Consider the following 24,883-nt stretch of genomic DNA (forward strand, 5'->3'; position numbering starts at 1 on the left):
GAGGGCTTGCGGAGCGGGCCGGAGCGACCCGTTCCGTCCGCGCCGCGCCGGCCGGGCCCGGGCGTCAGGAGCCGAGGAGCGCGTGCGCGACCGTGAAGATGACGAGTCCGGCGAGCGAGCCGACGACGGTGCCGTTGATCCGGATGAACTGCAGGTCCTTGCCGACCTGCAGCTCGAGCTTCTCGGAGGTCTCCTGCGGGTCCCAGCGGCCGATCGTCTCGCCGATGATGCTGGCGATGTCGCCCCGGTAGCGGTCGACGAGGTTCGCCGCGACGGTGCCGATCCAGGTGTCGACGGTCGAGGCGAGCGCCTGATCGGTCGAGAGCCGGCGGCCGAGGTCGACGACGATCGACTCGATGCTCGCGCGGAGCGGGCTCGCCGGGTCGTCCATCGCGCCGAGCAGGGAGGCCTTCGTGGTCTCCCAGGCGTCGCCGGCCAGCTCGCGCACCCGCGGGCTGTCGAAGGCGCGGTTCTTGATCTCCTCGACCCGCGCGATGAGGTCCGGGTCGCTGCCGAGGTCCTTCGCGAGCGTGGCCAGGTAGCCGTCCACCGCGATCCGGAACGGGTGGCCCTGGTCGTCGCGGACGGTCTGCACGAGGACGAGCGCCTCGCGGTAGAGCCGCTCGTCGACCGCACGGCTGACCGCTGAGGGCAGCCAGCTGGGGAGCCGGCCGCTGACCATCCGGGTGAAGCTCTCGGGGTTCGCGATCAGCCAGGCCTCGGCCTGCTCGACCAGCGTGTCGACGAGCCGGCGGTGGTGCCCCGCCTCGACGACGCTGCCGACGAGCGAGCCGAGCGGCGGGCCCCACTGCGGGTCGAGCAGGTGGCGCCGGGCGAGCGCCTCGATCACGCGCTGCACGTCGGAGTCGTCGAGCAGTGCGATCGCGGAGCGGACCGCCGCGGCGCTCTCGCCGCCGACCCGGTGCGCGTTCTCGGGCTCGGCGAGCCAGAGCCCGGCGCGGCGGGCGATGCCGAAGGAGTCGAGCTTCTCGCGGACGATCGCGCCCCGGAGGAAGTTCTCCTCGACGAACTGGGCGAGGCTCGCGCCGATCTCGTCCTTCTTGGTCGGGATGATCGCCGTGTGCGGGATCGGCAGCCCCAGCGGTCGCCGGAACAGCGCCGTCACCGCGAACCAGTCGGCGAGGGCGCCGACCATGCCGCCCTCGCTCGCGGCGCGCACCCACTGCAGCCACGGGTAGCGGTCCTGGAGCGCGAACGAGACGGCGAACACGATCGCCATCAGCACCAGCAGACCGGTGGCGAGCCGCTTCATCGCGACGAGTGCCGCGCGCTTCGCCTCGTCGTCGCGGCCCGCGGAGGTTCCGGCCATGGCGGCGCTGACGGCGCTCGTGCTGCTCGTCGTCATGACGAGGCGGGGAATCCCTCGTGGCGGATGCCCCAGGCGACGCTCCACTCCTCGCCCGGCTCGAGCCAGCGCAGGCCCTGACCGGAGTTGAGCGCCTCGGCGGGCGCGGTCATCGGCTCGACCGCGATGGCGGTCTTGACGTCGTCGCCGTCCGGGAAGATCCGCGTGATGAAGACCTGGATGAAGTTGTGCGAGGCGTCGGCCCAGAGGAGCACACGGCGGCCGTCGGCGGCGCGGAGGCCGTGGACGCTCTCGCCGTCGACGATCGTGACGTCGGCCCAGGCGTCGTCGAGCTCGAGCTCGCCGATCCGGCGGCCGCGGCGGAGGTCCCAGTCGGTGCCGTCGACCGGGCTCTGACCGGTGGGGTTCAGCCGCTCGTCGACCTCGATGTGCACGGCCGCGTCGACCGTGATCTCGAGCTCGTCGGTCGGGACGTCGCCGATGGCGAGGAAGGGGTGCGTGCCGATCGCGACCGGCGCCTCGTCGGCGCCGACGTTGACGACGCGGTGCACGACCTTCAGGCCGTCGGCCTGCAGCTCGTAGCGGACCGTGGTCTCGAGGTGGAACGGCCAGCCGCTCTGCGGGACGACGGGGGCGGCGAGCTCCACGAAGGACGGGCCCTGCTCGACGACGCGGTAGGAGGCGCTGCGCAGCAGGCCGTGGATCGCGTTGTGGTACTTGGGCTCGGTGATGTCGAGCTGCTGGGTCCGGCCGGCGTGGTGCCAGCGGCCGTCCTTGACCCGGTTGGGCCAGGGCATCAGGACGATGCCCGAGCCGAACGGCGGGACGACGGTCTCGGGGTATCCGGCGGTGATCTCGACGCCGTCGACGGAGAGGTGTCGCAGCCCTGCGGCCACCTCCGTGACGACGGCGTGCAGGGTGCGTCCCTCGGCGGTGAGGTCGAGGGCGAACTGGCGCCCGGTTGCGGGGGCGGGAGTGAAGTCGGCCATTCCTGAATCCTACGGACCGGCACCGTCGCCGGCGCGCGGACCGGGCTGCGCCGGGCCGCAGCGGGTCACGGCGAGGCCGGCCGTCTCCAACCGCTCGACGGCGGCGCCGCCCGCGGCGGCGCCCGTGAGCAGGCGATCGAACTCCTCGGTGCCGGCGACCCGGCCCAGATCGACGACGCCGAGCTTGCTCGAGTCGGCGACCACCACGCGGCGGGCGGCGGCGTGCAGCATCCGTCGCTTGAGCGTCGCCTCGGGGAGGTTGACGTTGGTCACGCCCGCCTCGGGATGCACTCCGGTGCAGCCGATGAAGACGACGTCGGCGCGGAGCCGCTCGAGCACCTCGGAGGCCAGCGGCTCGACGAGCGAGTGCTGCAGCGGGCGCAGGGTGCCGCCGGTGACGACGACGGTGAAGCGCGGGATGGCGGGCTCGAGCGCGAGGGCGAGGGTGAGGCCGTTGGTGATGACGGTGACGTCGCGGAGGTCGTCCCGCGCGACGAGCGCGTGGGCGATCGCGAGCGTCGTGGTGCCGACGTCGAGGATCACGCTCTCCCCCGAGGCGACGGAGGCGGCGGCCTCGCGGCCGATCGCGGCCTTCTCGTCGGAGGCGGACGCCAGGCCCTCCTCGAAGGAGCGCTCCCCCGAGCGCTCGCCGGTCGGCACGGCTCCCCCTCTGACGCGCTGCACGGCGCCCTCGCCGGCGAGACGGTCGAGGTCCGAGCGGACGGTGACGACGGAGACGCCGAGGCGGCCTGAGAGGTCGGCGACCGAGACGAAGCCGAGCCGGTCGGCGAGCAGCCGCATCTCGAGGCGGCGCTCGAGCGCCGAGCGGCTCTCCTGCTCCCCGTCCGCTCTCATCGCCCCATCGTGTCTCGCGCGCCAGGGACTTGTCAAAGAGAAACCGATCTTTCCTTTCCGAAGGCCGCGGTCTATCGTGGACGCTGCCATGAACGAAGCGATCCCCCTCTCCGCCGGCGTCGTCAAGCGCCCGCACGTCCTCGCCGACGGCCGCGACCTCATCTACTTCGATGACGCGGACACGTCCCTTCCTCCCGAGCGCTCGGCCGATGCCCGCGAGCTCGATCCCCGTCCCGCGACCGCGCGCATGCGCCAGGACGTCCTCACCGGCGAGTGGGTGTCGATCGCCGCCTCCCGGCAGAACCGCGTCTTCCTGCCGCCGGCCGAGCTCGATCCGCTGGCCCCGGCCTCGCCGACCAACCCGTCGGAGGTGCCGAGCGTCTACGACGTCGCCGTCTTCGAGAACCGGTCGCCGTCGTTCGGGCCGCTGCTCGAGGACGAGGAGGCGCCCGCCTCGCTCGAGGACCTGCGCACCCTCGGCCTCGGCCGGACGCTGACGAGCGTCGGCCGCTGCGAGGTCGTCTGCTTCAGCCCCGAGCACGAGGGCTCGTTCGCGACCCTCTCCGCCTCGCGGGCCCGCACGGTCGTGGAGGCGTGGGCCGACCGCGTCGCCGCGCTGTCGGCGCTGCCCGGCGTGCAGCAGGTCTTCCCGTTCGAGAACCGCGGAGAGGCCATCGGCGTCACCCTGCACCACCCGCACGGCCAGATCTACTCCTACCCGTACGTCACCCCGCGCACGACGCGGCTGCTCGCCTCGCTCGACGCCTACGGCCCCGGGATGTTCGCCGACATCCTCGCCTTCGAGCAGGCCGGCGAGCGCGTGCTCGTCCGCGGCGAGCACTGGACCGCCTTCGTGCCGTTCGCCGCGCGCTGGCCCATCGAGGTGCACGTGCTGCCGCACCGCCACGTCGCCGACATCAGCGAGACGACGCCCGAGGAGCGCGACGAGCTCGCCGTGGTCTACCAGCGGCTCCTGCGCGGGATCGACGCGCTCTACGACTCGCCCACCCCCTACATCTCCGCCTGGCACCAGGCACCGGTGCACGAGCGACGCGACGAGGTGCGGCTCATGCTGCAGATCACCTCGCCGCGCCGCGCCGCCACCAAGCTCAAGTACCTGGCCGGCAGCGAGGCGGCGATGGGCGCCTGGATCGGCGACATCGCTCCCGAGACGAGCGCGGCCGCCCTGCGCGAGGCGATCGCGCGCGCCGACGCCGCGACCCTGGCCGCCGAGACGGCCGCGAACCCCGACGCGTCGCTCCCCGCCGCCGACACCACCCCCGAGGAGAACCCCCGATGACCACCTCCGCCTCCCTCGCCGCCGTCGCCGAGCGCGCCGCGCAGGACTTCGAGCGGGCCTACGGCCACCCGGCCGCCGGCGTCTGGGCCGGACCCGGCCGGGTCAACCTGATCGGCGAGCACACCGACTACAACGACGGCTTCGTGTTCCCGTTCGCGATCGACCGCGCCACCGCGATGGCGGTCGCGCCGCGGCAGGACCGGATCGTCCGGATCTCGAGCGCCTTCTCGCCCGAGCACGTCGAGATCTCGCTGGACGACCTCGGGCCGGACGCGCTCGACGGCTGGTCCGCCTATCCGCTCGGCGTCGTCTGGGCGCTCACCGAGTACGGCGTCGACCTCGACACGCGCTCGGGCTTCGACGCCTTCGTCGACTCCGACGTGCCGGTGGGCGCCGGGCTCTCCAGCTCGGCCGCGCTGATGTGCGCGATGGCCGTCGCGCTGAACGAGCTCTGGGAGCTCGGCCTCGACCGGGCGACGCTCGCCCGCGTGGGCCGCCGCGCCGAGAACGTGGCCGTCGGCGCTCCGACCGGGATCATGGACGAGTCCGCCTCGCTGTTCGGCGAGCGCGACGCGGCCGTCTTCCTCGACTGCCGGAGCCTGGACACCGAGGTCGTGCCCCTCGGCTTCGAGGAGGCCGGGCTGGTGCTCCTCGTCATCGACACCCGGGTCGAGCACGCGCACGCCACCGGCGGCTACGCCGAGCGCCGCGCGTCCTGCGAGCTCGGCGCGTCGACGCTGGGCGTGGAGTCGCTGCGCGAGCTGTCGGTCGACGATCTGCCCCGCGCCCAGGAGCTCCTCGACGACGTGACCTACCGCCGCGTGAAGCACGTGGTGACGGAGGACGCCCGCGTCCTCACCACCGTCCGCACCCTCCGCGAGCAGGGGCCGCGCGCGATCGGCGAGCTCCTCGACGCCGGCCACGTCTCGCTCCGCGACGACTTCGAGATCTCGATCCCCGAGCTCGACACCGCGGTCGAGGCCTCCCGGGGCGCCGGCGCGATCGGCGCGCGGATGACGGGCGGCGGCTTCGGCGGCTCCGCCATCGCGCTCACCCCCGTCGAGAAGGAGGAGGAGGTCCGCGCGGCGGTCCTCGCCGCCTTCGCCGAGAAGGGCTTCCGCACGCCCGAGCTCTTCCTCGTGACGGCGGCCGACGGAGCGGGCCGCGCCCGCTGACCCTCGGATCGCCTTGGAAGAGACGCCCGCAGACATGCTGATCGAGTAGCCCGCGCAGCGGGCGTATCGAGATCCACCACCCTCAGAACGCGAGTCTGCAGACCCGCCCTGCTGAGGACGGTGGGTCTCGATACGCCCCTGCGGGGCTACTCGACCAGCATGAAAGGGGCGCGGCGCGTCCTTTCCCTCACCACCGAGACGCGAAGCGGCTTCGCCGCTCGATCCGCGGGGCCGGAGGGCTACGCGGGCGGGACGACCGGGCGCAGCGCGCCTCCGGTGACGCGGACGAGCTCGGCGGCGGTCGTCGGGTAGACGGTGTGCGCATGGCCGGCGGCCGCCCACACGGTGTCGTACTCGGCCAGGGCGGTGTCGACGACGGTGCGCAGCGAGGCGGGGTGACCGACCGGCGCGACTCCCCCGATGGTCTGGCCCGTCGCCGCCTTGACGGCCGAGGCCGAGGCGCGGGTGATCGTCCCGCCGAGCTCGGCGCCCAGCCACTCGGTGTCGACGCGGTGCGCGCCGCTGGTGAGCACCAGCAGCGGCGACCCGTCGAGGAGGAAGATCAGCGAGTTCGCGATCTGTCCGACCTCGATGCCGAGGGCGGCCGCGGCGAGCGCCGCCGTCGACGCCGCCTCGTCGAGCCAGCGGACCGGCGGCCGCACTCCGTGCACCTCGAGATCGGCCAGGACGCGGTCGACCGCGGGGTGGCTGCGCTCGCTCATGCGAACGACCGTAGCCGACCCCGCGGCCGGTGGAACCTCTACTTCGTGAGCGTCGCGATGTCGATGACGAAGCGGTAGCGCACGTCCGAGGCGAGCACGCGCTCGTAGGCCTCGTTGATCTGCGACGCCGAGACGACCTCGACCTCGCTCGCGATGCCCTTCTCAGCGCAGAAGTCGAGCATCTCCTGGGTCTCGCGGATGCCGCCGATACCCGAGCCCGCGAAGGAGCGGCGGGCGCCGAACAGCGTGAACACGTGCAGCGGCAGGGCCTCGGCCGGAGCGCCGACGTTCACCATCGTGCCGTTGCGGCGCAGGAGGCCGAGGTAGGCGTCCAGGTCGAGCGGTGCGCTGACCGTGTTGATGATGATGTCGAAGGTGTTCGCGAGCGTCGAGAACGTCTCCTCGTCCTTCGTCGCGTAGTAGTGGTCGGCGCCGAGACGCAGGCCGTCCTCCTTCTTGCTCAGCGACTGCGAGAGCACCGTGACCTCGGCGCCCATCGCGTGCGCGAACTTGACGGCCATGTGGCCGAGTCCGCCGAGGCCGACGACGGCGACCCGCTTGCCGGGGCCCGCCTCCCAGTGCGAGAGGGGCGAGTAGGTCGTGATGCCGGCGCAGAGCAGCGGCGCGGCGGCCTCGTAGGGGATCGACTCCGGGACGCGGAGCACGAAGTCCTCGACGACCACGACGTGGGTGGAGTAGCCGCCCTGGGTCACGGTGCCGTCGCGGTCGACGGAGGCGTAGGTGCCGGTGTTGCCCTTCAGGCAGTACTGCTCCTCGCCGGCGAGGCAGTTCTCGCACTCGCGGCAGGAGTTGACCATGCAGCCGACGCCGACGCGGTCGCCGACCTTGTGCTTGGACACCTCGGAGCCGACCTCGGCGACGACGCCGACGATCTCGTGGCCGACGGTGAGCGGGTACTGGACGGGTCCCCACTCGCCGCGGACGGTGTGGATGTCGGAGTGGCAGATGCCCGAGTAGGCGATCTCGATGAGGACGTCGTGCGCTCCGACGTCGCGGCGCTCGATCGTGGTGGGGACGAGCGGCTCGGTGGCGGAGGGTGCGGCGTAGGCGTTGACGGTCAGCATGGGTTCTCCTTCGTGGGGGCGCGCTCGAGCGGTGGTCCGGAGGGGGTGGGAACGCGAGCGCGTCTGCCTACGCTAGCGAGCCCCGGCTGGACGCCGCCCGTAGGCTCGGAGGATGCGGAGGACGATCGACCTGAACGCCGACCTCGGTGAGGGCTTCGGCGTGTGGTCGCTCGGCGACGACGACGCGATGCTCCGGATCGTCACGAGCGCCAACGTCGCCTGCGGTTTCCACGCCGGTGACCCCTCGATCATGCTCGCCACCTGCCGCACCGCCGCCGAGCGCGGCGTGGCGATCGGCGCCCACGTCGCCTACCGCGACCTCGCCGGCTTCGGCCGCCGCGACCTGCCCGTCGACCCGGCCGAGCTGCACGCCGACGTCGTCTACCAGCTCGGCGCCCTGCAGGCGGTCGCGCGGGCCGCCGGCACGGAGGTGCGCTACGTGAAGCCGCACGGCGCCCTCTACAACCGCATCGTCCACGACGAGCAGCAGGCGGAGGCGGTGGTCGGCGCGATCCGAGATGCGGCCCCCGGACTCCCCCTCCTCGGGCTCGCCTCCTCCGCCGTCGAGCGCGCCGCGGCGAGCGCCGGCCTGCCGTTCCTGCGCGAGGCCTTCGTCGACCGCGGCTACCGCGCCGACGGCTCACTGGTGCCCCGCGGCGAACCGGGGGATCTCCTGACAGACCCGGCGGCCGTCGCCGCCCGCGCCGTCCGCATGGTCCTCGAGGGGAGAGTGACCGCGGCCTCCGGCGAGGACCTGCGCCTCGCCGTCGACTCCCTCTGCGTGCACGGCGACACCCCGGGCGCCGTCGCGATGGCGGAGGCCGTGCGCGCCGCACTCGCGGAGGCGGGCGTCGCCCTGGCGAGCGCCGCGCCGTGATCCCGGTGCGCCTGCTGCCCTCGGGCGACCGTGCCGTCCTGGCCGAGGTCGACGGCCTCGACGAGGCGCTCGCGCTGGCAGCGGCGCTCGACCGATTCCGCCCCGCCGGCGTCCTCGACCTGGTCCCCGCCGCGCAGACCGTCCTCGTCGTGCTGGACAGCGCACTGCCGGTTGCCGAGGCGTCCCGCTGGATCACGCGGACGGCGTCCGCCACGGACCCCGCCGGCCCGGCCGCGATCGGCCGACGGCACGAGATCACCGTCCGCTACGACGGCGCCGACCTCGCCGAGACGGCGAGCGCCCTCGGCTGGAGTACCGCCGAGCTGATCCACCGCCACACGACGACCCCGTGGCGCGCGGCCTTCGGCGGCTTCGCCCCCGGCTTCGCCTATCTCGTCGCGCTCGCCCCCTGGCCGGAGGTGGCCCGCCGTGCCGAGCCGCGCACCGGCGTCCCCGCCGGAGCGGTCGCTCTCGCAGCCGGCTACTCCGGCGTCTACCCGCGCGCCTCCCCCGGCGGCTGGCAGCTGATCGGCTCGACCGACACCGTCCTCTGGGACACCGAGCGCCTGCCGCCCGCCCTGCTCGCCCCCGGCGACGAAGTCCGCTTCCTGGCGCTGCCGTGAGCCTACGCATCCTCGACCCCGGCCCGCTCGCCCTCGTCGAGGACGAAGGCCGCCCCGGCCACGCCGCCGTCGGCGTCGGCCCCTCCGGCGCGATGGACCGCGGCGCCCTCCGCCTCGCGAACCGCCTGCTCGGCAACGCCCGGGACGCGGCCGCCCTCGAACTGCTCGGCGCCGGCTTCACCGCCCGCTTCGAGACCGCCGCCTGGATCAGCCTCACCGGCGCCGCCGGAGCCGCGACCCTCGACGGCGCAGCCCTCGCCCGAGTCCTGCCGACACTCGCGCCCGCGGGTTCGATCCTGCGACTCGGCCCCCTGACGGCGGGCCTGCGCCGCACCCTCGGCATCCGCGGCGGCATCGACGCGCCACCCGTCCTCGGCTCCCGCTCCCGCGACACCCTCTCCGCCCTCGGTCCGGCCCCCCTCCGCCCCGGCGACCTGCTCGCCGTCGGCTCCCCCGCCGGCGAGGTCCTCCACCCCGACTGGTGGCCCTTCGACCCACCGCAGGACCCGGTCCTGCGCATCCACCCCGGCCCCCGCCTCGACCTCCTGCCCCCCGGCACGTGGCAGCGCCTCCTCACCGGCCCCTGGCACCTGAGCCCCTCCGCCGACCGCATCGGCCTCCGCCTCGCCGGCACCCCCCTCCCCACAGGCGACACCCCCGAGCTCCCCAGCGAGGGCCTCGTCCACGGCTCGATCCAGCTCCCGCCCTCAGGCCTCCCCGTCCTCTTCGGCCCCGACCATCCCACAACGGGCGGCTACCCCGTCCTCGCCGTCGTCACTTCGCCCTCCCTCGACACCCTGGCCCACCTGACCCCCGGCGACGAGGTCCACTTCCACTCCTGACCCCCGAGGTCCGCCCACACCTCTGGTCCCTTCAACCCGGACTCCGCACCGCGCCGCCCGCAGGGCGCGCCCCCTCTGCCGTCCGTCGCCCCTCCCACCGTCAGAACGCCAGCAGCAAGGAGCCCCGACGACTCACGAGCGAAGAGCCCGCTCCGCCGCCCCCACCACGTTGTGGATCAGCATCGCCCGCGTCATCGGCCCGACTCCGCCCGGCACCGGCGACAGCCACCCCGCGACCTCGGCCACCCCGGGAGCGACGTCGCCCGTCAGCTTCGCCTTCCCCGTCTCCGGATTCTCGACCCGCGTGATCCCCACATCGAGCACCGCCGCCCCCGGCTTCACCCAGTCCGCCGCGATCAGCCCCGGAACGCCCACGGCCGCGACCACGATGTCCGCCCGCCGCACCTCCGCAGCGAGATCCGTGGTCCGCGAGTGCGTCAGCGTCACCGTCGCATCGAGCCCCTTGCGCGTCAGCAGCAGCCCGAGCGGCCGCCCGACCGTGAGACCGCGCCCGACGACGACGACGTGCTTCCCCGAGATCGGGATCTCGTAGCGCTTCAGCATCTCGACGATGCCGTTCGGCGTGCAGGGCAGCGGGCTGTCGAGCTCGCCCTCGACCCCCAGCACCAGTCGGCCGAGATTCGTCGGGTGCAGCCCGTCGGCGTCCTTGTCCGGATCCATCAGCTCGAGCATCGCGTTCTCGTCGATGCCCTTCGGCAGCGGCAGCTGGATGATGTAGCCGGTCACCGAGTCCGACTCGTTGAGCTGCCGGATCGCCGCGCGGATGTCCTCGGCCGACGCCGTGGCCGGCAGATCGACGCGGATCGACTCGATCCCCACCTCCGCGCAGTCGCGGTGCTTGCCCGCGACGTAGGAGCGCGAGGCCGGGTCGTCGCCGACCAGCAGCGTGCCGAGCCCGGGCACGACGCCCTTCTCGCGCAGCACCGCCACGCGCTCGGCGATCTCCGCCTTGACCGTCGCGGCGGTCGCGACGCCGTCGAGTACCTGTGCCGTCATCGTGGAACTCCTCGTTCGTCGGCGCTCCCGCGCCTGTCGTGCAGTAGCGCTCGGCCGGGTCCGGAGGCGCGCTCGGCGCTCCCGACCCCGCCGAGCGCGGTGACGCCCGGAAGGGGCGGTGCGGCCTACAGCCCCGGGTAGAGCGGGAAGTCGTCCGTGAGCCCCTTGACCCGGGCGCGCAGCGCCTCGAGGTCGGCCGAGGGCTTGAGCGCCTCCGCGATCACGTCGGCCACGACAGTGAACTCGGCGTCGCCGAAGCCGCGGGTCGCGAGCGCCGGCGTGCCGATCCGCAGGCCCGAGGTGACCATCGGCGGGCGCGGGTCGAACGGCACCGCGTTGCGGTTGACCGTGATGCCGACCTCGTGCAGGCGGTCCTCCGCCTGCTTGCCGTCGAGCGGGGAGTTCCGGAGGTCGGCGAGCACGAGGTGCACGTCGGTGCCGCCGGTGAGCACGTCGATGCCCTCCGCCTTCGAGTCGGCGGCCGTCAGGCGCTCGGCGAGGATCTGCGCGCCGCGGATGGTCCGCGCCTGGCGGTCGGCGAACTCCTGCTCCCCAGCGAGCTTGAACGCGGTGGCCTTGGCGGCGATGACGTGCATGAGCGGCCCGCCCTGCTGGCCCGGGAAGACGGCGGAGTTGAGCTTCTTGGCGTACTCCTGCTTCGCGAGGATGAGACCGGAGCGCGGGCCCGCGAGAGTCTTGTGCACGGTCGTGGTCACCACGTCGGCGTGCGGGACGGGCGAGGGGTGCAGGCCCGCGGCGACGAGTCCGGCGAAGTGGGCCATGTCGACCCAGAGCTTGGCGCCGACCTCGTCGGCGATCGCGCGGAACGCCTCGAAGTCGAGGTGGCGCGGGTAGGCCGACCAGCCGGCGATGAGGACCTGCGGGCGGACCTCGAGGGCCTTCTCGCGGACCGCGTCCATGTCGATGCGGAAGGTCTGCGGGTCGACTCCGTACGCCGTGGCGTTGTAGAGCTTGCCCGAGAAGTTGAGCTTCATCCCGTGGGTGAGGTGACCGCCGTGCGCGAGCTCGAGGCCGAGGATGGTGTCGCCGGGCTGGACGAGGGCGGCGAGCGCCGCCGCGTTGGCCGTTGCGCCGGAGTGCGGCTGCACGTTCGCGAACTCGGCGCCGAAGAGGGCCTTCGCGCGGTCGATCGCGAGCTGCTCGGCGACGTCGACGTACTCGCAGCCGCCGTAGTAGCGGCGGCCGGGGTAGCCCTCGGCGTACTTGTTGGTGAGGACCGAGCCCTGCGACTCGAGGATCGCGCGCGGCACGAAGTTCTCGCTCGCGATCATCTCGAGGTAGCCGCGCTGGCGGTCGAGCTCCTGCTGCAGGACGGCGGCGATCTCGGGATCGACGACGGAGACGGGCTCGTTGAACGAGGCCGAGACACCGGTGCTGGCGGTGCTCGAGGCGGGAGAAGAGGACACGGGCGCTCCTTGGCTGCGAAACGGATGGCGTCCGCGAGGCGACGAGGCACGCTCGGGCACGCAGAACAACGGTATCCGTTCCGGCCCAGGCGAGCGGCAGGAAAAGTGTCCGGAAGAGGTCTCCGGAGAGGGTGCCGCTCCCTGATGGTCACCCATCCGAACGCCAGTCGCGACGCGGCCAGTGTAGCAACGGACGGCCGATATCCTGAGCGGATGCAGACCGACTCCGCCGCGCCCGCTTCCGACCGCACCGCCGCCGCTGCGGCGATCGGCGGCTCCGACGGCGGTCCGGGCAACCACTGGACGCTCACCTTCGCCTGCCCCGACCTGCCCGGCATCGTGCACGCGGTCTCGGGAGCGGTGGTCCAGGCCCGCGGCAACATCACCGAGAGCCAGCAGTTCTCCAGCGCCGACACCGGGCGGTTCTTCATGCGCCTGCAGGTGCAGTCGCCCGTCACCCGCGACGAGTTCGAGCGGGCGCTGCTCCCGGTCACCGAGCACTACGGCATGACCTGGCGGCTCGACGTCGTCGGCCGCCCGCTGCGCACGCTCCTGCTCGCCTCGACCGCGGGGCACTGCGTGAACGACCTGCTCTTCCGCCAGCGCGCCGGGCAGCTCGCCATCGACGTCCCGCTGATCCTGTCCAACCACGGCACACTCGAGGACCTGGCCGGCTTCTACGGGGTGCCGTTCGAGTCGCGCGCCGTCACCTCGCCCGAGACCAAGCGCGCCTTCGAGGAGCGCGTCGTCGAGGTCGTCGAGGAGCACGACGTCGAGCTCGTCGTCCTCGCTCGCTACATGCAGATCCTCTCCCCCGAGCTCTGCGCGCGCCTGGCCGGCCGCGCGATCAACATCCACCACTCCTTCCTGCCCGGCTTCAAGGGCGCGAACCCCTACAAGCAGGCGCACGCCCGCGGGGTGAAGCTGATCGGCGCGACCGCGCACTTCGTGACGAGCGACCTCGACGAGGGCCCGATCATCGAGCAGAACGTGGTGCGGGTGGATCACTCGCACTCCCCCGCGCAGCTGGTGGCGATCGGGCAGGACGAGGAGAGCCGAACGCTCACCCAGGCCGTGAAGTGGTTCGCGGAGGACCGCGTGCTCCTGGACGGCGCCCGCACCATCATCTTCCACTGACCCCGCGCCGCTCCCGCCCGCGGCGTCGAGTCGCCCGGAACGGCTGCTCGGCGGGCGGGAGAACGAGCCCTCTCGGGCGAGTCACCGCGGGCGGATACGATGGTCCGCGTGAATCGAGCGACAGCGGGCAGAGCACGGACCGATCCGAAGGTCGGGCCGAACGACGTGCTGCGCCTCGTCCTCGAGCTGTTCGCGTTCGTCAGCCTCGGGCTGTGGGGCTTCCTGTCCTTCGACCTGCCGTGGAGCATCGTCTTCGGCGTCGGCGCCCCGGTGCTGGCGATCCTGCTCTGGGCGCTGTTCCTCTCGCCCCGCGCGGTGCTCGCGATCGACGTCTACGGCCGCTCGCTGATCGAGCTGCTGATCATGGGCGCCGCCGCCCTCGCCTGGCTCGACCTCGGCCAGCCGATCGTCGCGATCGTCTTCGGCGTCGTCGCCGTGGTGTCCGGCGTGATCTCCGGACGCCGCTCGCTGAGCTGACGGCGCGGAGCGAGCCGGCCCTGCTGATCGAGCGGCCCGCGCAGCGGGCGCCCCTTGCTGATCGCGGAGCCCGCGGAGCGGGCACCTCATGCTGATCGAGTAGCCCGCGCAGCGGGCGTATCGAGATCCACCACCGTCAGAACCCGAGCCTGCAGACCACCCTGCTGGCAACGGAGGGTCTCGATACGCCCCTCCGGGGCTACTCGACCAGCATGCAGGGGCGCTGCGGCTCAGCAGACGACGGCGTCCCACCCTGCTGATCGAGTAGCCCGCGCAGCGGGCGTATCGAGATCCCGGTGCGACGAGCGACGGCCGCCCCGCCGCCCCCGGAGGGGCGAGCGGGACGGCCGTGGCGACGGGTGGCGGAGGCTACTCCGCCGCGCCCGCCTCACGCTGCGCGAGCGCGCGGCGACGCAGACCCGTCAGCACGGCTCCGGCGCCGATCAGCGCCAGGGCGCCGGCTCCCAGCAGTCCGCCGCCGAAACCGGTGGACGGCAGGCCGCCCGAGCCGTGGCCGGGCGCGCCCGGTCCGGCGGTGGGCGTCGAGGTCGGCGCGGGAGGCGCGGTCGGTCCGGCAGTCGGCGTTCCGGTCGGAGCCGGCGTCGCCGTCGGTCCCGCCGTCGGCGTCGCGGTCGGCTCGGCCGTCGGTCCGGCGGTCGGCGTCCCGGTCGGAGCCGGCGTCGCCGCCTCCGTCACGTCCACGCTGACCAGGGTCGCGAGACCCGAGTCGGCGTAGGCGATGCTGCCGAGGTACTGCGCCGGGCCGGCGAGGCCGGTCCACGAGACGGAGTAGCTCGTCGGCTGGCCCAGGACGGCGTCGACGGTCTCGGGCGCGGTGCTCAGCGAGCCCACGCCACCCTCCGCCGCGATGAGGAAGGTCCGGAGGTCGAAGGTCGCCTCCGGCTCCGCGCCCACCGCGTAGATGTCCGCCGAGAGCAGGTAGCTGCCGGCCTCGGGGGCGGCCAGGTCGACCCGCTCGTCGGCCGAGCCCGTCGCGCTGGCCGCCACGGCGACCGGCTTCCCGTCGACGATCCGCGAGACCGTCAGGTCGAGGTCGGCGGTGTCGTCGAGCGAGTCGAGGTCGAACCGGGCGAACTCGGTGCCCTCGGGGACGGTGACGGTCGTCTCGAACGTCTCGCCCTCGGGCAACGTGCCGGTGTGGCCGTCGGCCGCGGTCGCGTCCTCGGCGAGCACGCCCACCGCGAGACCGCTCGGCGTCAGCGGCAGGGCGCCGTCGATGCCGGGGACGATCTCGACGCTCGTCGAGCCGGTCGAACCGGAGCCCGACACCTCGTACGGCGCGTCGAGCAGGACGGGGCGCACGGCCACGGGGCTGCGCACCTCGTGCTCGGCGCTCGACCAGGTGAGGTAGCCGGTCGCGAACTCGGCGAGCTCGGCGTCCGTCCTCGTGAAGGTCACCGTGTACTCGGCGGTCTGGCCCGCCCCCGTGAAGGAGAGCGTCGACGGCGAGACGACGGCGTCGACTCCCGGGATGTCGAGGGCGGCGGTGTAGCTGCCGGCCTCGGTCGAGGTCACCGTGCGGGTGACCGTCTGGGTCCCGGCCAGGGCGCCGATCGCGATCGAGGCCTGGTTGAGGTCGGACGGGTCGATCGCCTCGACCGCCTCGAGCTCGGGGTCGGCGAAGACGTAGCCGGCGCCCTTGAGGAACGCGATCCAGTCGCTCGTGCCGCTCTCGTAGAGCAGTCCGGGGTCGAGGAACGCGGTCGGGTCGACGTGCCCGGCGCCCTGCGCGAAGACGTCCTCGGACGCGGCGCCCGACTGGTCGACGCTGTCGTAGGAGGTCGTCATCATCGCCGACTTGACCGCGGACGGCGAGGCGTTCGGGGTCGTGCCGAGGATGAGGGCGGCGAGGCCCGCGATGTGCGGGGAGGACATCGACGTGCCGGACTCGAACGCGAAGGCGGGGTCGTCGCCCTCGGCGTTGAAGCTGTCGGCGAGGATCGCGACGCCGGGCGCCGTGAGGTCGGGCTTGAGCACGTCCGTGCCGTCCGCCTCGGCGGGACCGCGCGAGGAGAAGCCCGCGACCTGCGGCACCGGGATGTCGGTGCCGGTCGAGTTGCCCTCGGTCAGCGTGGCCGTCGCACCGGCGGTGCCGGCGTACGCGGTGATCGCGTCGTAGGCCTGCGAGTCGATCTGGATGCTCGGGACCGAGTGGTCGTCCACGTGCAGCGCGTTCGGGAACGGGTTCAGCAGCAGCATGCCGATGCCCCCGGCCCGCTCGACCTCGGCCGACTTGGAGACGCGCGCGGTGACGCCCGCGGTGCAGGCGACGATCGTCCCGGCGACCTTCGCCGCGTCGAGCGAGCCCGGCGCGCAGATGTCGGGGTCCTCGGTCCCGGCGACGACCACGTCGGCGCTGTTCACGAGCGGACCGGTGACGTCGTCGTGCACGCTGATCGATCCGCCCACGAAGGCCTGGCCGTCACCGAGGGTGGCGGTGGCGGTGTAGGTCGGGATCGAGGAGGCGGCGACCGTGGTGTACCAGGGCGAGGCGTGGTCGAGGGTCGAGACGCCGGGGCCGGAGTTGCCGGCCGAGGCGGCCACGAAGACACCCGCGGCCGCGGCGTTCAGGAACGCCTCGTCGTAGGGGGTCAGCGTCGAGACGGCGGAACCGCCGCCGATCGAGAAGTTGATCACGTCGACGCCGTCGGCGACCGCCGCGTTGATCGCGGCCAGAATGCCGCTGCCGGAGCAGTAGTCGTCGTCGTCGGTGCCGTTCACGTCGCCGTTCCAGCAGACCTTGTAGGCGGCGACCTTCGCGGCGGGCGCGACACCCGAGATGGTGCCGTAGTCGTAGCCGTCCACCGACGCCTCGACGCCGGCGTTGCCGGCCGCCGTGCTCGCGGTGTGCGAGCCGTGGCCGTCCGCGTCGCGCGGGGAGCGGTACTCGGGGTTGTCCGTCGAGCCGGCCTTCTCGTTCGCGCCGAGGAACCAGCGCGCGCCGATCAGCTTCTGGTTGCACTCGCCGCCGTCCCACTGCTCGGACGCGGCGAGGCCGGGCGAGCAGGAGCCGACGAAGGTGGTGCCGTCGGACTTGGCGTAGCTGACGGTCGTGCCGTCGGTGTAGGGAGCGGCACCCGCGGAGGTCGCGAGCGGAGCACCCGCGAACGACGGGTTCTCGGGCGCGATGCCGGAGTCGATGACTCCGACGACGATGCCCTCGCCCGCCTTCTCGACACCGCCGACGGTGTCCCAGACTCCGCCGTCGCCGTCCAGGCCGAGGAAGCTCGTGGACGACTCCTGACCGGTGTCGGGGACGGGGATGCCCGCGGCGGGGGCAGCGGCAGTGGGGGCCGGAGCGGTCGATGCGGCGGCCCGGTCGAGCTTCAGATCCTCGACCTCGCGCACCTGCGCGACGTCCTTGCGGCCGGCGAGCGTGCTCGCCTGCGCGCCCGTGAGCGAGGCGGAGAAGCCGTTCAGGGCGACCGTGTAGTGGTAGCCGATTGCGGCGTCGACGGCGGCGGCGACATCGTCCTGCCGCTGCTCGAGGTGCGCGGAGTAGTCCTCGACCGGAGCCGAGCGGGCCTGCAGCTGAGCGCCGGCGTCCGGAGCGGTCCGGGCGAAGCGGGCGTCGGTGCCCTCGTAGGTCGCGGCGGACGGCTCGACGAGCGTGACGACGTACTCGCCGTCGTCGAAGGTCTGGAGCGAGGAGAGTCCGCCGACGAGGGCGGCCCCGCCGACGAGAGGGGCGGCCGAGGCACCCGAGACGGCGAAGGCGCCGGAGGCGGCGATGCCGAGGGCGGCGAGGCCGGCGAGGATGCGCTTCTCAGCGCGGCGGACGGGTGGACGGTGGGACAAGTGGAGCGGCAAACGATGTCCTTTACTCACAGTTGCTGAGAACCGGATCGGTTCTCGCACAGAGTCGACCCTACGAACTGGATCGCCCGGCTCTGTTACGAACAGGTAACGAAGTCCTCTTTCGGGGGACAGCGGCGTCCGATTCGCGGGGATCCGCCTGCCCCCATTTCGGGGACGCGAGCCCAGCGGTCCTACGCTGGCGGGATGCGCACTCCGAACCCCGACGCCGCCGTCGGCGTCCTGCTCCCCCGCGATCTCCCCGCCGCCCAGGTCCTGCCCTACGCCCGGCGCGCCGAGGAGCTCGGCTTCGACGAGCTGTGGGTCGTGGAGGACCTCGGCTTCCGCGGCGGGATCGCCCAGGCCGCGGCCGTGCTCGCCGCGACCGAGCGGATCGTCGTCGGCATCGGCATCCTGCCGGCCGCCGTCCGCACCGCCGCCTTCACCGCGATGGAGCTCGGCACCCTCGCCGAGCTCTTCCCCGACCGTGTCCACGCGGGCATCGGTCACGGCATGCCGGTCTGGATGCGCGGACTCGGGGTCTGGCCGAAGAGCCCGCTGACCCTCCTCTCCGAGCAGTTCGACGCGATCCGCGCACTGCTCGCCGGCGAGGAGGTGACCCGCGACGGGCGCTACGTGCACGTCGACGGCCTGCGGCTCGAATCGCCGCCGCAGAGCGTGCCGCCGCTGCTGGCCGGGGTGCGCGGGCCGCGCTCGCTCGAGCTGGCCGGGCGCATCGCCGACGGCGCGATCCTCGCCGAGCCGGTCGCTCCGGAGTACCTCGCCCGCGCCCGCGAGCAGATGGGCACACCCGGTCGCGTCGTGGCGTACAACGTGGCCGCCGTCTCGGACGACGCCGCAGAGGTCCGCGCCGCCGTGCGCCCCGGACTGGAGTGGATCGGCGAGCCGGACTGGGCGCCGCACATCGAGCCGCTGCCCTTCGCCGAGGAGTTCGCGCAGCTGCGCGCCCGGAGCGCCGACCGCGCCGCCTTCGTCCGCGATCTGCCGGACGGGTGGGTCGACCGCCTCGCCGTGGTGGGGACGCCGGAGACCGCCCGCGCCCGGATCGACGAGCTGCACGCGGCCGGAGCGGCCAGCACGGTGCTCATGCCGGTCGGCGACGACCCCCGGGCGGCGATGGAGCAGCTGGCGCGAATGCTCTGACGGCGGTACCGACCGCCACCGCGGCTCCGGCACGCGGAAACGGCTCCGGCTCGCGGAATCCGAGGATTCCCGCGAGCCGGAGCCGTTCGTGCGAGCCCGAGGTCGGGCCGAAGGGCGGAGGTCAGCCCGCCATGCGCGCCTTGAGGTTCTCGTCGAGCGTCGCGAGGAACTCCTCGGTCGTCTGCCAGGCCTGGTCGGGGCCGACGAGGAGCGCGAGGTCCTTCGTCATGCTGCCGGACTCGACCGTCTTGATGACGACGTCCTCGAGGGTCAGCGAGAAGTCGATGAGCTCCTGGTTGCCGTCGAGCTTGCCGCGGTGCGCGAGGCCGCGCGTCCAGGCGTAGATCGAGGCGATCGGGTTCGTCGAGGTGGGCTTGCCGGCCTGGTGCTGGCGGTAGTGGCGCGTGACGGTGCCGTGCGCCGCCTCCGCCTCGACGACGCTGCCGTCGGGGGTGGAGAGGACCGAGGTCATCAGGCCGAGCGAGCCGAAGCCCTGCGCGACGGTGTCGGACTGGACGTCGCCGTCGTAGTTCTTGCAGGCCCAGACGTAGCCGCCCTCCCACTTCATGGCCGAGGCGACCATGTCGTCGATGAGGCGGTGCTCGTAGGTGAGGCCGGCGGCCTCGAAGCGCTCCTTGAACTCGGTCTCGAAGATCTCCTCGAAGATGTCCTTGAACCGGCCGTCGTAGGCCTTGAGGATCGTGTTCTTCGTGGAGAGGTAGACCGGGTAGTTGCGGGTCAGGCCGTAGTTGAGCGAGGAGCGCGCGAAGTCGCGGATCGACGAGTCCTGGTTGTACTGGACCTGCGCGATGCCGTCGTCGGGGGCCTTGTAGACCTCGAACTTCATCGGCTCGGAGCCGTCGTCGGGCGTGAACTCGACGGTGAGCGTGCCCTTGCCCTTGAAGACGAAGTCGGTGGCGCGGTACTGGTCGCCGAAGGCGTGGCGGCCGATGATGATCGGCTTGTTCCAGCCGGGCACCAGGCGCGGGATGTTCGAGATGATGATCGGCTCGCGGAAGATGACGCCGCCGAGGATGTTGCGGATGGTGCCGTTGGGCGACTTCCACATCTTCTTCAGGCCGAACTCCTCGACGCGCGCCTCGTCGGGCGTGATGGTCGCGCACTTGACGCCGACGCCGTGCTTCTGGATGGCGTGGGCGGCGTCGATCGTGACCTGGTCGTCGGTCTGGTCGCGGTACTCCATGCCGAGGTCGTAGTACTCGAGGTTCACGTCGAGGTACGGGTGGATCAGGGTGTTTTTGATCTTCTGCCAGATGATCCGCGTCATCTCGTCGCCGTCGAGCTCGACGACCGTTCCTTCAACCTTGATCTTCGACATTGCACTCCCAGGGTCTCGTTGCACCGCCCCGCTGCTGCGAGGGACGGGTGGCTCCGCGGCCGCTCCAGACGGCCTCGACCAGCCTACCCGAGGCCCGAAGTATCTCGATGTCGAGACAGTTCTGCGCAGGGCCGACTCTCGCACCCTGCGGAACGCGTCGGTCGTCCGAGAGGAGGATGACCGCCGTCCGGCCGGGCCGCTAGATTGGGCGGCATGAGTGACCTCCGCCTGGAAGAGCTGTCGGCCGCGAACATCTCCGCCGTGAACGGGCTGAGCCTCAAACCGGGTCAGGAGCAGTTCGTCGCTCCCGAGTCCTACTCCGCGGCCGCCGCCGTGATCGACCCCGGCGCCGCCTGGCAGCGGGCGATCCTCGACGGCGACGAGCTGGTCGGCTTCATCCACGCGCACTTCGACCCGCAGGCGCCCGAGGAGTTCCGCAGCTGCATCTGGCGGATCAACATCGACGCGGCCAAGCAGGGCCGCGGCGTCGGCACCTTCGCCGTTCGCGCCGCCGCCGAGGAGGCGCGTGCCCGCGGCTTCGACACCCTCACCGTGATCTGGGAGTCGGGCGCCGACGGTCCCGAGCAGTTCTTCCGCTGGATCGGCTTCGAGGTCATCGGCGAGACGCCGTACGGCGAGAACATCGGGGCGCTGAAGCTCTGAGCGCACGTCCCGAGGACGGACCGGCGGACCCCGCCGACTTCGTCTCCGCGGTCCTCGCCGTCGTCGACGCGATCCCGCCGGGCCGCGTGATGGCCTACGGCGAGATCGCCGCGGTGCTCGGCACCCGCGCCGCGCGCGCCGTCGGCACCGTGCTCGCGCGCTACGGCTCCGACGTCGCCTGGTGGCGGGTCGTCCGCTCCGGCGGCGCTCCCGCTGCGGGACACGAGGAGCGCGCCCGCGAGCACTACGCGCGCGAGGGCACCCCGCTCGTCACGACGCCGAGCGGCTACCGGGTGGACGTCGGCGCCGCGCGCTGGACGCCCTGACCGCGGCGGCGGGCCCTCCGGCTCAGACCAGGGAGTCCCGCCAGGCCGCGTGCAGCGTCGCGAAGCGGCCGTCGCCCGCGATCAGCGCCTCCGGCGTCCCGTCCTCGACGATGCGGCCGTGCTCCATCACGAGCACCCGGTCGGCGATCGCGACCGTCGACAGCCGGTGCGCGATGATCACCGCGGTCCGGTCGGCGAGCAGCGTCTGCAGACCGAGCTGCACCAACCGCTCGCTCGGGATGTCGAGCGAGGAGGTCGCCTCGTCGAGGATCAGCACCGCCGGGTCCGCCAGGAAGGCGCGCGCGAACGAGATCAGCTGGCGCTGCCCCGCCGAGACGCGCCCGCCGCGCTTGTTCACGTCCGTGTCGTAGCCGTCCGGCAGCGCCTGGATGAACGCGTGCGCGCCGACCGCCTTCGCCGCGTCGACGATCTCGTCGTAGGAGGCCGAGGGCCGGCCGATCGCGATGTTGTCGGCGACCGAGCCGGAGAAGAGGTACGCCTCCTGGGTCACCATCACGATCGCGCGGCGCAGGTCCTTCGGGTGCAGCTGCCGGAGGTCGACGCCGTCCAGCGTCACCACGCCGTCGGTCGGGTCGTAGAACCGCGAGATGAGCTTCGCCAGCGTCGACTTGCCCGCGCCGGTCGAGCCGACCAGCGCGATGGTCTGACCGGCGGGGATCCGCAGGTCGAAGCGCGGCAGGACCTCGCGGTCGGTCGTGTAGGCGAAGCGGACGCCCTCGAAGCCGAGGGCTCCGCGCGCCTCGCGCAGATCGACGGGGTGCGCCGGGTCGGGCACGCTCTGCTCCTCCGCCAGGACGCCCGAGATCTTCTCGAGCGCGGCCGCGGCGGACTGGTAGGAGTTGTAGAACATCGCCATCTCCTGCACCGGCGCGAAGAACCGCCGGGTGTAGAGCAGCACGCCGAGCAGGGCGCCGATCTCGAGACCGCCGTCGAGCACCCGCATCCCGCCGAAGAAGAGCACGGCCGCCATCGTGACGTTGCCGATCAGCACCAGGCCGGGGTCGAAGGTGCCGAAGACGCCGAAGACCTTCTTGTAGGCGACGCGGTAGCGCTCGACGACGACGCCGAACGCCGACTCGTTGCGCTCCTGGGTGCGGAACGTCTGCACGGCGCGGATGCCCGTCATCGTCTCGACGAACTGCACGATCAGGCGGGACGACGCGACTCGGGTGCCGCGGAAGAGCGACTGCGAGCGCTTCTGGAACCAGCGGGTCAGGATCGCGAGCGGCACGAGGGCGCAGGCGAGCACGAGGCCGCTGACGCCGTCGAGCGAGACCAGCGCGATGGCGACGAAGCCCATGTAGAGGGCGCCCTGCACCAGCTGGTTGATGCCGGAGTCGAGCAGCTCGCGGATCGAGTCGAGGTCGCTGGTCTGCCGCGAGATGATCCGGCCGGAGGTGTAGTTCTCGTGGAACTCGAGGCTCAGCTTCTGGGTGTGCAGGAAGACGCGCTTGCGCAGGTCGATCAGGATCGCCTGGCTCACCCGCGCCGAGAGCACGGTGTACCAGGCGACCAGCACGGCGCCGACAACGCCCGTCAGGACGTAGGCGATGACGGTGAGGACGAGCGGGGTCCCGTCGCCGTCGAGGATCGCCGGCAGTCCGTTGTCGATGCCCAGCGCGATCAGCGCCGGCCCGGCGACCTGCGCGGCGGTCGAGATCACCACGACGACGGCCGTCAGCACCAGCCGCAGCCGCAGCGGGCGCAGCAGCGACCCCAGCAGTGCGAGCGAGCGCCGACGCAGGGCGGCGGACTCCGCGCGGGTGAGGTCGTCGCGCTCCTCGGTGGATCCGAGAGTGCTCATGATCGGGTCTCCAGCTCGGTGGTGTCGGTGTCGATGCCGGTGTCGGTGCGCGGGCGGGAGCCGACGCGCTCGGTGCCGCGCGGGCGGGCGAGCTCGTCCTCCTCGAGGCTCGAGATGACGAAGCGGTAGTGCGGGCTGCGGGCGAGCAGCTCGGTGTGGGTGCCGACCGCTGTGACGCGGCCCTCCTCGAGGAGGGCGACGCGGTCGGCGAGCGCGACCGTCGACGGGCGGTGGGCGACGATGAGCGCGGTGGTGTCGCCGAGCACGCGGCGCAGGCCCTTCTCGACCCGGGCCTCGGTGTCGACGTCGAGGGCCGACAGCGGGTCGTCGAGGACGAGGACGGCGGGCCGTGCGGCGATCGCGCGGGCGAGCGCGAGCCGCTGGCGCTGGCCGCCGGAGAGGCTCATCCCCTCCTCGCCGACGGTGGTGTCGAGGCCGTTGGGCAGGGAATGCACGAAGTCGGCCTGCGCGATCTCGAGCGCCTCGAGCAGCTCCGCCTCGGAGGCGTCCGGGCGGCCGAGGAGCACGTTCTCGCGCACCGAGGTGGAGAAGAGCGTCGCGTCCTCGAAGGCCATGCCGACGTGCGAGCGCAGCTCGTCGCGGCGGAGGTGCCGCACGTCGACGCCGTCGATCTCGATCGCGCCGCCGGTCACGTCGTAGAGGCGCGGCAGCAGCGCGGTGAGCGTCGTCTTGCCGGAGCCGGTCAGGCCGACGAGCGCCATCGTCTCGCCGGGCTCGACCTCGAGGTCGACGCCGTCGAGGAGGTCGGCGAAGCGCTCGGGCGCGTCCTGGTAGCGGAAGTGCACGTCGCGGAACCGCACGCGGCCGAGCGGCCGGGCGATCGTCTCGGGCGACTCCGGATCGGTGATCGTGTTGCGGCTGTCCATCACCTCGAAGTAGCGGTCGACGGCGGTGCGGGCGTCGAACGTCATCGAGAGCAGGAAGCCGATCGACTCCACCGGCCAGCGCAGCACGGTCGCGGTGGCGAAGAAGGCGAACAGCTCGCCGACGCTGAGCTGCCCGTCGGCGGCCAGCCAGACGCCGGCGAGGAGGCAGAGCGCGAAGGCGATATCGGGGATGAGCAGCAGGACCACCCAGATTCCCGCGATGGCCTTCGCCTTCTCCACCTCGGTGCCGCGCAGCTTCTCCGCCTGATCGGCGAAGCCCGCGAGCGCGTGCTGGTGGCGGCCGAAGGCCTTGAGGACGCGGATGCCGTGCACCGACTGCTCGACCGTGGTGGCGAGGTCGCCCGCCTGGTCCTGGCTGCGGCGCGCGATGCTGGAGTAGCGCTTCTCGAAGGCGAAGCCGTAGATCCAGACCGGGATCGAGCAGGCCACGAACAGCGCGCCGAGGATCGGGTTCCAGTAGACGAGCACGCCGAAGCCGACGACGATCGTCAGCGCGTTGACCACCAGCAGCACGAAGCCGAAGGCGATCCAGCGGCGGATGAGGCTGAGGTCGCTCATGGCGCGCGAGAGCAGCTGCCCGCTCTGCCAGCGGTCGTGGAACGAGACGGGCAGGTCCTGGAGCTGGCGGTAGAGCGCGGTGCGCATCCGCGCCTCGACCCGCGTGCTCGGGGTGAGCACCATCCGGCGGCGCAGGGCGATCGCGGCGGCCTCGAGCACGCCGAGCAGGAGCACGACGACGACCGGGCCGATCAGCGGGCCGAGGTCGCCGGAGCCGGCGGCGGTCGCCCCGTCGCCGAGCGGACCGTCGACCAGCTGCTGCAGCACGATCGGGATCGCGAGCGAGACGAGGCTCGCCACGAGCGCGATCGCGATGCCGCCGACCAGGCGCGGGAGCGCGTCGCCGACGAACGGGACCAGGCGCAGCAGGGTCCGGAGCGTGTTCGGGCGCTTCGGAGCGGCAGGCGGAGTGGGGTGTGCGAGCACGGTGC

Annotated in this window: 21 protein-coding genes; 10 read left to right on the forward strand and 11 right to left on the reverse strand. The window is 72.8% G+C overall.

Annotated elements, in window-relative coordinates:
• Positions 1 to 64: 64 nt before the first annotated feature.
• Genes HQQ86_RS04400 through HQQ86_RS04410 form a run of 3 tightly spaced genes read right to left on the reverse strand, consistent with a single transcriptional unit; the run spans position 65 to position 3,171 of the window.
• Positions 65 to 1,366, reverse strand: coding sequence for a DUF445 domain-containing protein (locus HQQ86_RS04400; RefSeq protein ID WP_254071779.1), 1,302 nt, complete (start codon positions 1,364 to 1,366; stop codon positions 65 to 67).
• Positions 1,363 to 2,316 carry an aldose 1-epimerase family protein gene (locus tag HQQ86_RS04405; RefSeq protein ID WP_173286773.1) on the reverse strand — a complete coding sequence of 318 codons (954 nt, stop codon included), beginning with the start codon at positions 2,314 to 2,316 and terminating at the stop codon, positions 1,363 to 1,365. Before HQQ86_RS04405 ends, HQQ86_RS04400 begins: the two co-directional genes overlap by 4 nt.
• A gap of 9 nt (positions 2,317 to 2,325) precedes the next feature.
• Positions 2,326 to 3,171 carry a DeoR/GlpR family DNA-binding transcription regulator gene (locus HQQ86_RS04410; RefSeq protein ID WP_173286775.1) on the reverse strand — a complete coding sequence of 282 codons (846 nt, stop codon included), beginning with the start codon at positions 3,169 to 3,171 and terminating at the stop codon, positions 2,326 to 2,328.
• Positions 3,172 to 3,259: 88 nt separating this feature from the next.
• Here HQQ86_RS04410 and galT point away from each other — a divergent pair, with 88 nt between their 5' ends.
• Positions 3,260 to 4,471, forward strand: coding sequence for a galactose-1-phosphate uridylyltransferase (galT, locus tag HQQ86_RS04415; protein WP_173286777.1), 1,212 nt, complete (start codon positions 3,260 to 3,262; stop codon positions 4,469 to 4,471).
• The gene (gene galK / locus HQQ86_RS04420) at positions 4,468 to 5,646 is read left to right on the forward strand and encodes a galactokinase (RefSeq protein WP_173286779.1); all 1,179 of its coding nucleotides are present in this window, start codon (positions 4,468 to 4,470) and stop codon (positions 5,644 to 5,646) included. Before galT ends, galK begins: the two co-directional genes overlap by 4 nt.
• 239 nt (positions 5,647 to 5,885) lie before the next feature.
• On the opposite strand, the gene HQQ86_RS04425 is transcribed toward galK, so the two are convergent.
• Both HQQ86_RS04425 and HQQ86_RS04430 read right to left on the reverse strand, forming a co-directional pair.
• A complete protein-coding gene (locus tag HQQ86_RS04425) occupies positions 5,886 to 6,368 on the reverse strand; it encodes a YbaK/EbsC family protein (protein ID WP_173286781.1) in 483 nt (160 codons plus the stop codon).
• Between the two features lie 38 nt (positions 6,369 to 6,406).
• The gene (locus HQQ86_RS04430) at positions 6,407 to 7,453 is read right to left on the reverse strand and encodes an NAD(P)-dependent alcohol dehydrogenase (protein ID WP_173286783.1); all 1,047 of its coding nucleotides are present in this window, start codon (positions 7,451 to 7,453) and stop codon (positions 6,407 to 6,409) included.
• Positions 7,454 to 7,565: 112 nt separating this feature from the next.
• Between HQQ86_RS04430 and HQQ86_RS04435 the strand changes: the two genes are divergently transcribed.
• Genes HQQ86_RS04435 through HQQ86_RS04445 form a run of 3 tightly spaced genes read left to right on the forward strand, consistent with a single transcriptional unit; the run spans position 7,566 to position 9,795 of the window.
• Complete coding sequence (locus tag HQQ86_RS04435; RefSeq protein WP_173286785.1) at positions 7,566 to 8,330, forward strand: LamB/YcsF family protein; 765 nt, start codon at positions 7,566 to 7,568, stop codon at positions 8,328 to 8,330.
• Complete coding sequence (locus HQQ86_RS04440; protein WP_367948543.1) at positions 8,327 to 8,953, forward strand: allophanate hydrolase subunit 1; 627 nt, start codon at positions 8,327 to 8,329, stop codon at positions 8,951 to 8,953. The genes HQQ86_RS04435 and HQQ86_RS04440 overlap by 4 nt, the downstream gene beginning before the upstream one ends.
• Positions 8,950 to 9,795 carry a biotin-dependent carboxyltransferase family protein gene (locus tag HQQ86_RS04445; protein WP_367948544.1) on the forward strand — a complete coding sequence of 282 codons (846 nt, stop codon included), beginning with the start codon at positions 8,950 to 8,952 and terminating at the stop codon, positions 9,793 to 9,795. Before HQQ86_RS04440 ends, HQQ86_RS04445 begins: the two co-directional genes overlap by 4 nt.
• A gap of 132 nt (positions 9,796 to 9,927) precedes the next feature.
• On the opposite strand, the gene HQQ86_RS04450 is transcribed toward HQQ86_RS04445, so the two are convergent.
• Positions 9,928 to 10,812 (reverse strand): bifunctional methylenetetrahydrofolate dehydrogenase/methenyltetrahydrofolate cyclohydrolase, encoded by an 885-nt coding sequence (locus tag HQQ86_RS04450; RefSeq protein ID WP_173286787.1) that lies wholly within the window; start codon positions 10,810 to 10,812, stop codon positions 9,928 to 9,930.
• Between the two features lie 125 nt (positions 10,813 to 10,937).
• A complete protein-coding gene (gene glyA, locus HQQ86_RS04455; RefSeq protein ID WP_167306143.1) occupies positions 10,938 to 12,239 on the reverse strand; it encodes a serine hydroxymethyltransferase in 1,302 nt (433 codons plus the stop codon).
• A 213-nt stretch (positions 12,240 to 12,452) separates the two neighbouring features.
• On the opposite strand from glyA, the gene purU reads away from it, so the two are divergent.
• Both purU and HQQ86_RS04465 read left to right on the forward strand, forming a co-directional pair.
• Entirely contained in the window at positions 12,453 to 13,376 is a 924-nt protein-coding gene (purU, locus tag HQQ86_RS04460) for a formyltetrahydrofolate deformylase (RefSeq protein WP_173286789.1), read from the forward strand.
• Between the two features lie 108 nt (positions 13,377 to 13,484).
• Entirely contained in the window at positions 13,485 to 13,853 is a 369-nt protein-coding gene (locus HQQ86_RS04465; RefSeq protein WP_367948545.1) for a YrdB family protein, read from the forward strand.
• 369 nt (positions 13,854 to 14,222) lie between these two features.
• On the opposite strand, the gene HQQ86_RS04470 is transcribed toward HQQ86_RS04465, so the two are convergent.
• Positions 14,223 to 17,684 (reverse strand): S8 family serine peptidase, encoded by a 3,462-nt coding sequence (locus HQQ86_RS04470; protein WP_173286793.1) that lies wholly within the window; start codon positions 17,682 to 17,684, stop codon positions 14,223 to 14,225.
• A 192-nt stretch (positions 17,685 to 17,876) separates the two neighbouring features.
• Between HQQ86_RS04470 and HQQ86_RS04475 the strand changes: the two genes are divergently transcribed.
• A complete protein-coding gene (locus HQQ86_RS04475) occupies positions 17,877 to 18,833 on the forward strand; it encodes an LLM class flavin-dependent oxidoreductase (protein WP_173286795.1) in 957 nt (318 codons plus the stop codon).
• A 121-nt stretch (positions 18,834 to 18,954) separates the two neighbouring features.
• On the opposite strand, the gene HQQ86_RS04480 is transcribed toward HQQ86_RS04475, so the two are convergent.
• On the reverse strand, positions 18,955 to 20,172 hold the full coding sequence (locus tag HQQ86_RS04480; protein WP_173286797.1) for an NADP-dependent isocitrate dehydrogenase: 1,218 nt from the start codon (positions 20,170 to 20,172) through the stop codon (positions 18,955 to 18,957).
• A gap of 213 nt (positions 20,173 to 20,385) precedes the next feature.
• Between HQQ86_RS04480 and HQQ86_RS04485 the strand changes: the two genes are divergently transcribed.
• Together HQQ86_RS04485 and HQQ86_RS04490 are read left to right on the forward strand one after the other, a co-directional pair.
• Positions 20,386 to 20,835 (forward strand): GNAT family N-acetyltransferase, encoded by a 450-nt coding sequence (locus HQQ86_RS04485; protein WP_173286799.1) that lies wholly within the window; start codon positions 20,386 to 20,388, stop codon positions 20,833 to 20,835.
• The gene (locus HQQ86_RS04490) at positions 20,832 to 21,161 is read left to right on the forward strand and encodes an MGMT family protein (RefSeq protein ID WP_173287511.1); all 330 of its coding nucleotides are present in this window, start codon (positions 20,832 to 20,834) and stop codon (positions 21,159 to 21,161) included. The genes HQQ86_RS04485 and HQQ86_RS04490 overlap by 4 nt, the downstream gene beginning before the upstream one ends.
• Before the next feature lie 22 nt (positions 21,162 to 21,183).
• On the opposite strand, the gene HQQ86_RS04495 is transcribed toward HQQ86_RS04490, so the two are convergent.
• Positions 21,184 to 22,986: an ABC transporter ATP-binding protein gene (locus HQQ86_RS04495; protein WP_173286801.1), complete on the reverse strand. Its 1,803-nt coding sequence runs from the start codon at positions 22,984 to 22,986 to the stop codon at positions 21,184 to 21,186.
• Positions 22,983 to 24,878 carry an ABC transporter ATP-binding protein gene (locus HQQ86_RS04500; RefSeq protein WP_173286803.1) on the reverse strand — a complete coding sequence of 632 codons (1,896 nt, stop codon included), beginning with the start codon at positions 24,876 to 24,878 and terminating at the stop codon, positions 22,983 to 22,985. The genes HQQ86_RS04495 and HQQ86_RS04500 overlap by 4 nt, the downstream gene beginning before the upstream one ends.
• Between the last annotated feature and the right edge of the window lie 5 nt (positions 24,879 to 24,883).

The organism is Rathayibacter sp. VKM Ac-2857 (assembly GCF_013205025.1).
Classification (GTDB): domain Bacteria; phylum Actinomycetota; class Actinomycetes; order Actinomycetales; family Microbacteriaceae; genus Rathayibacter.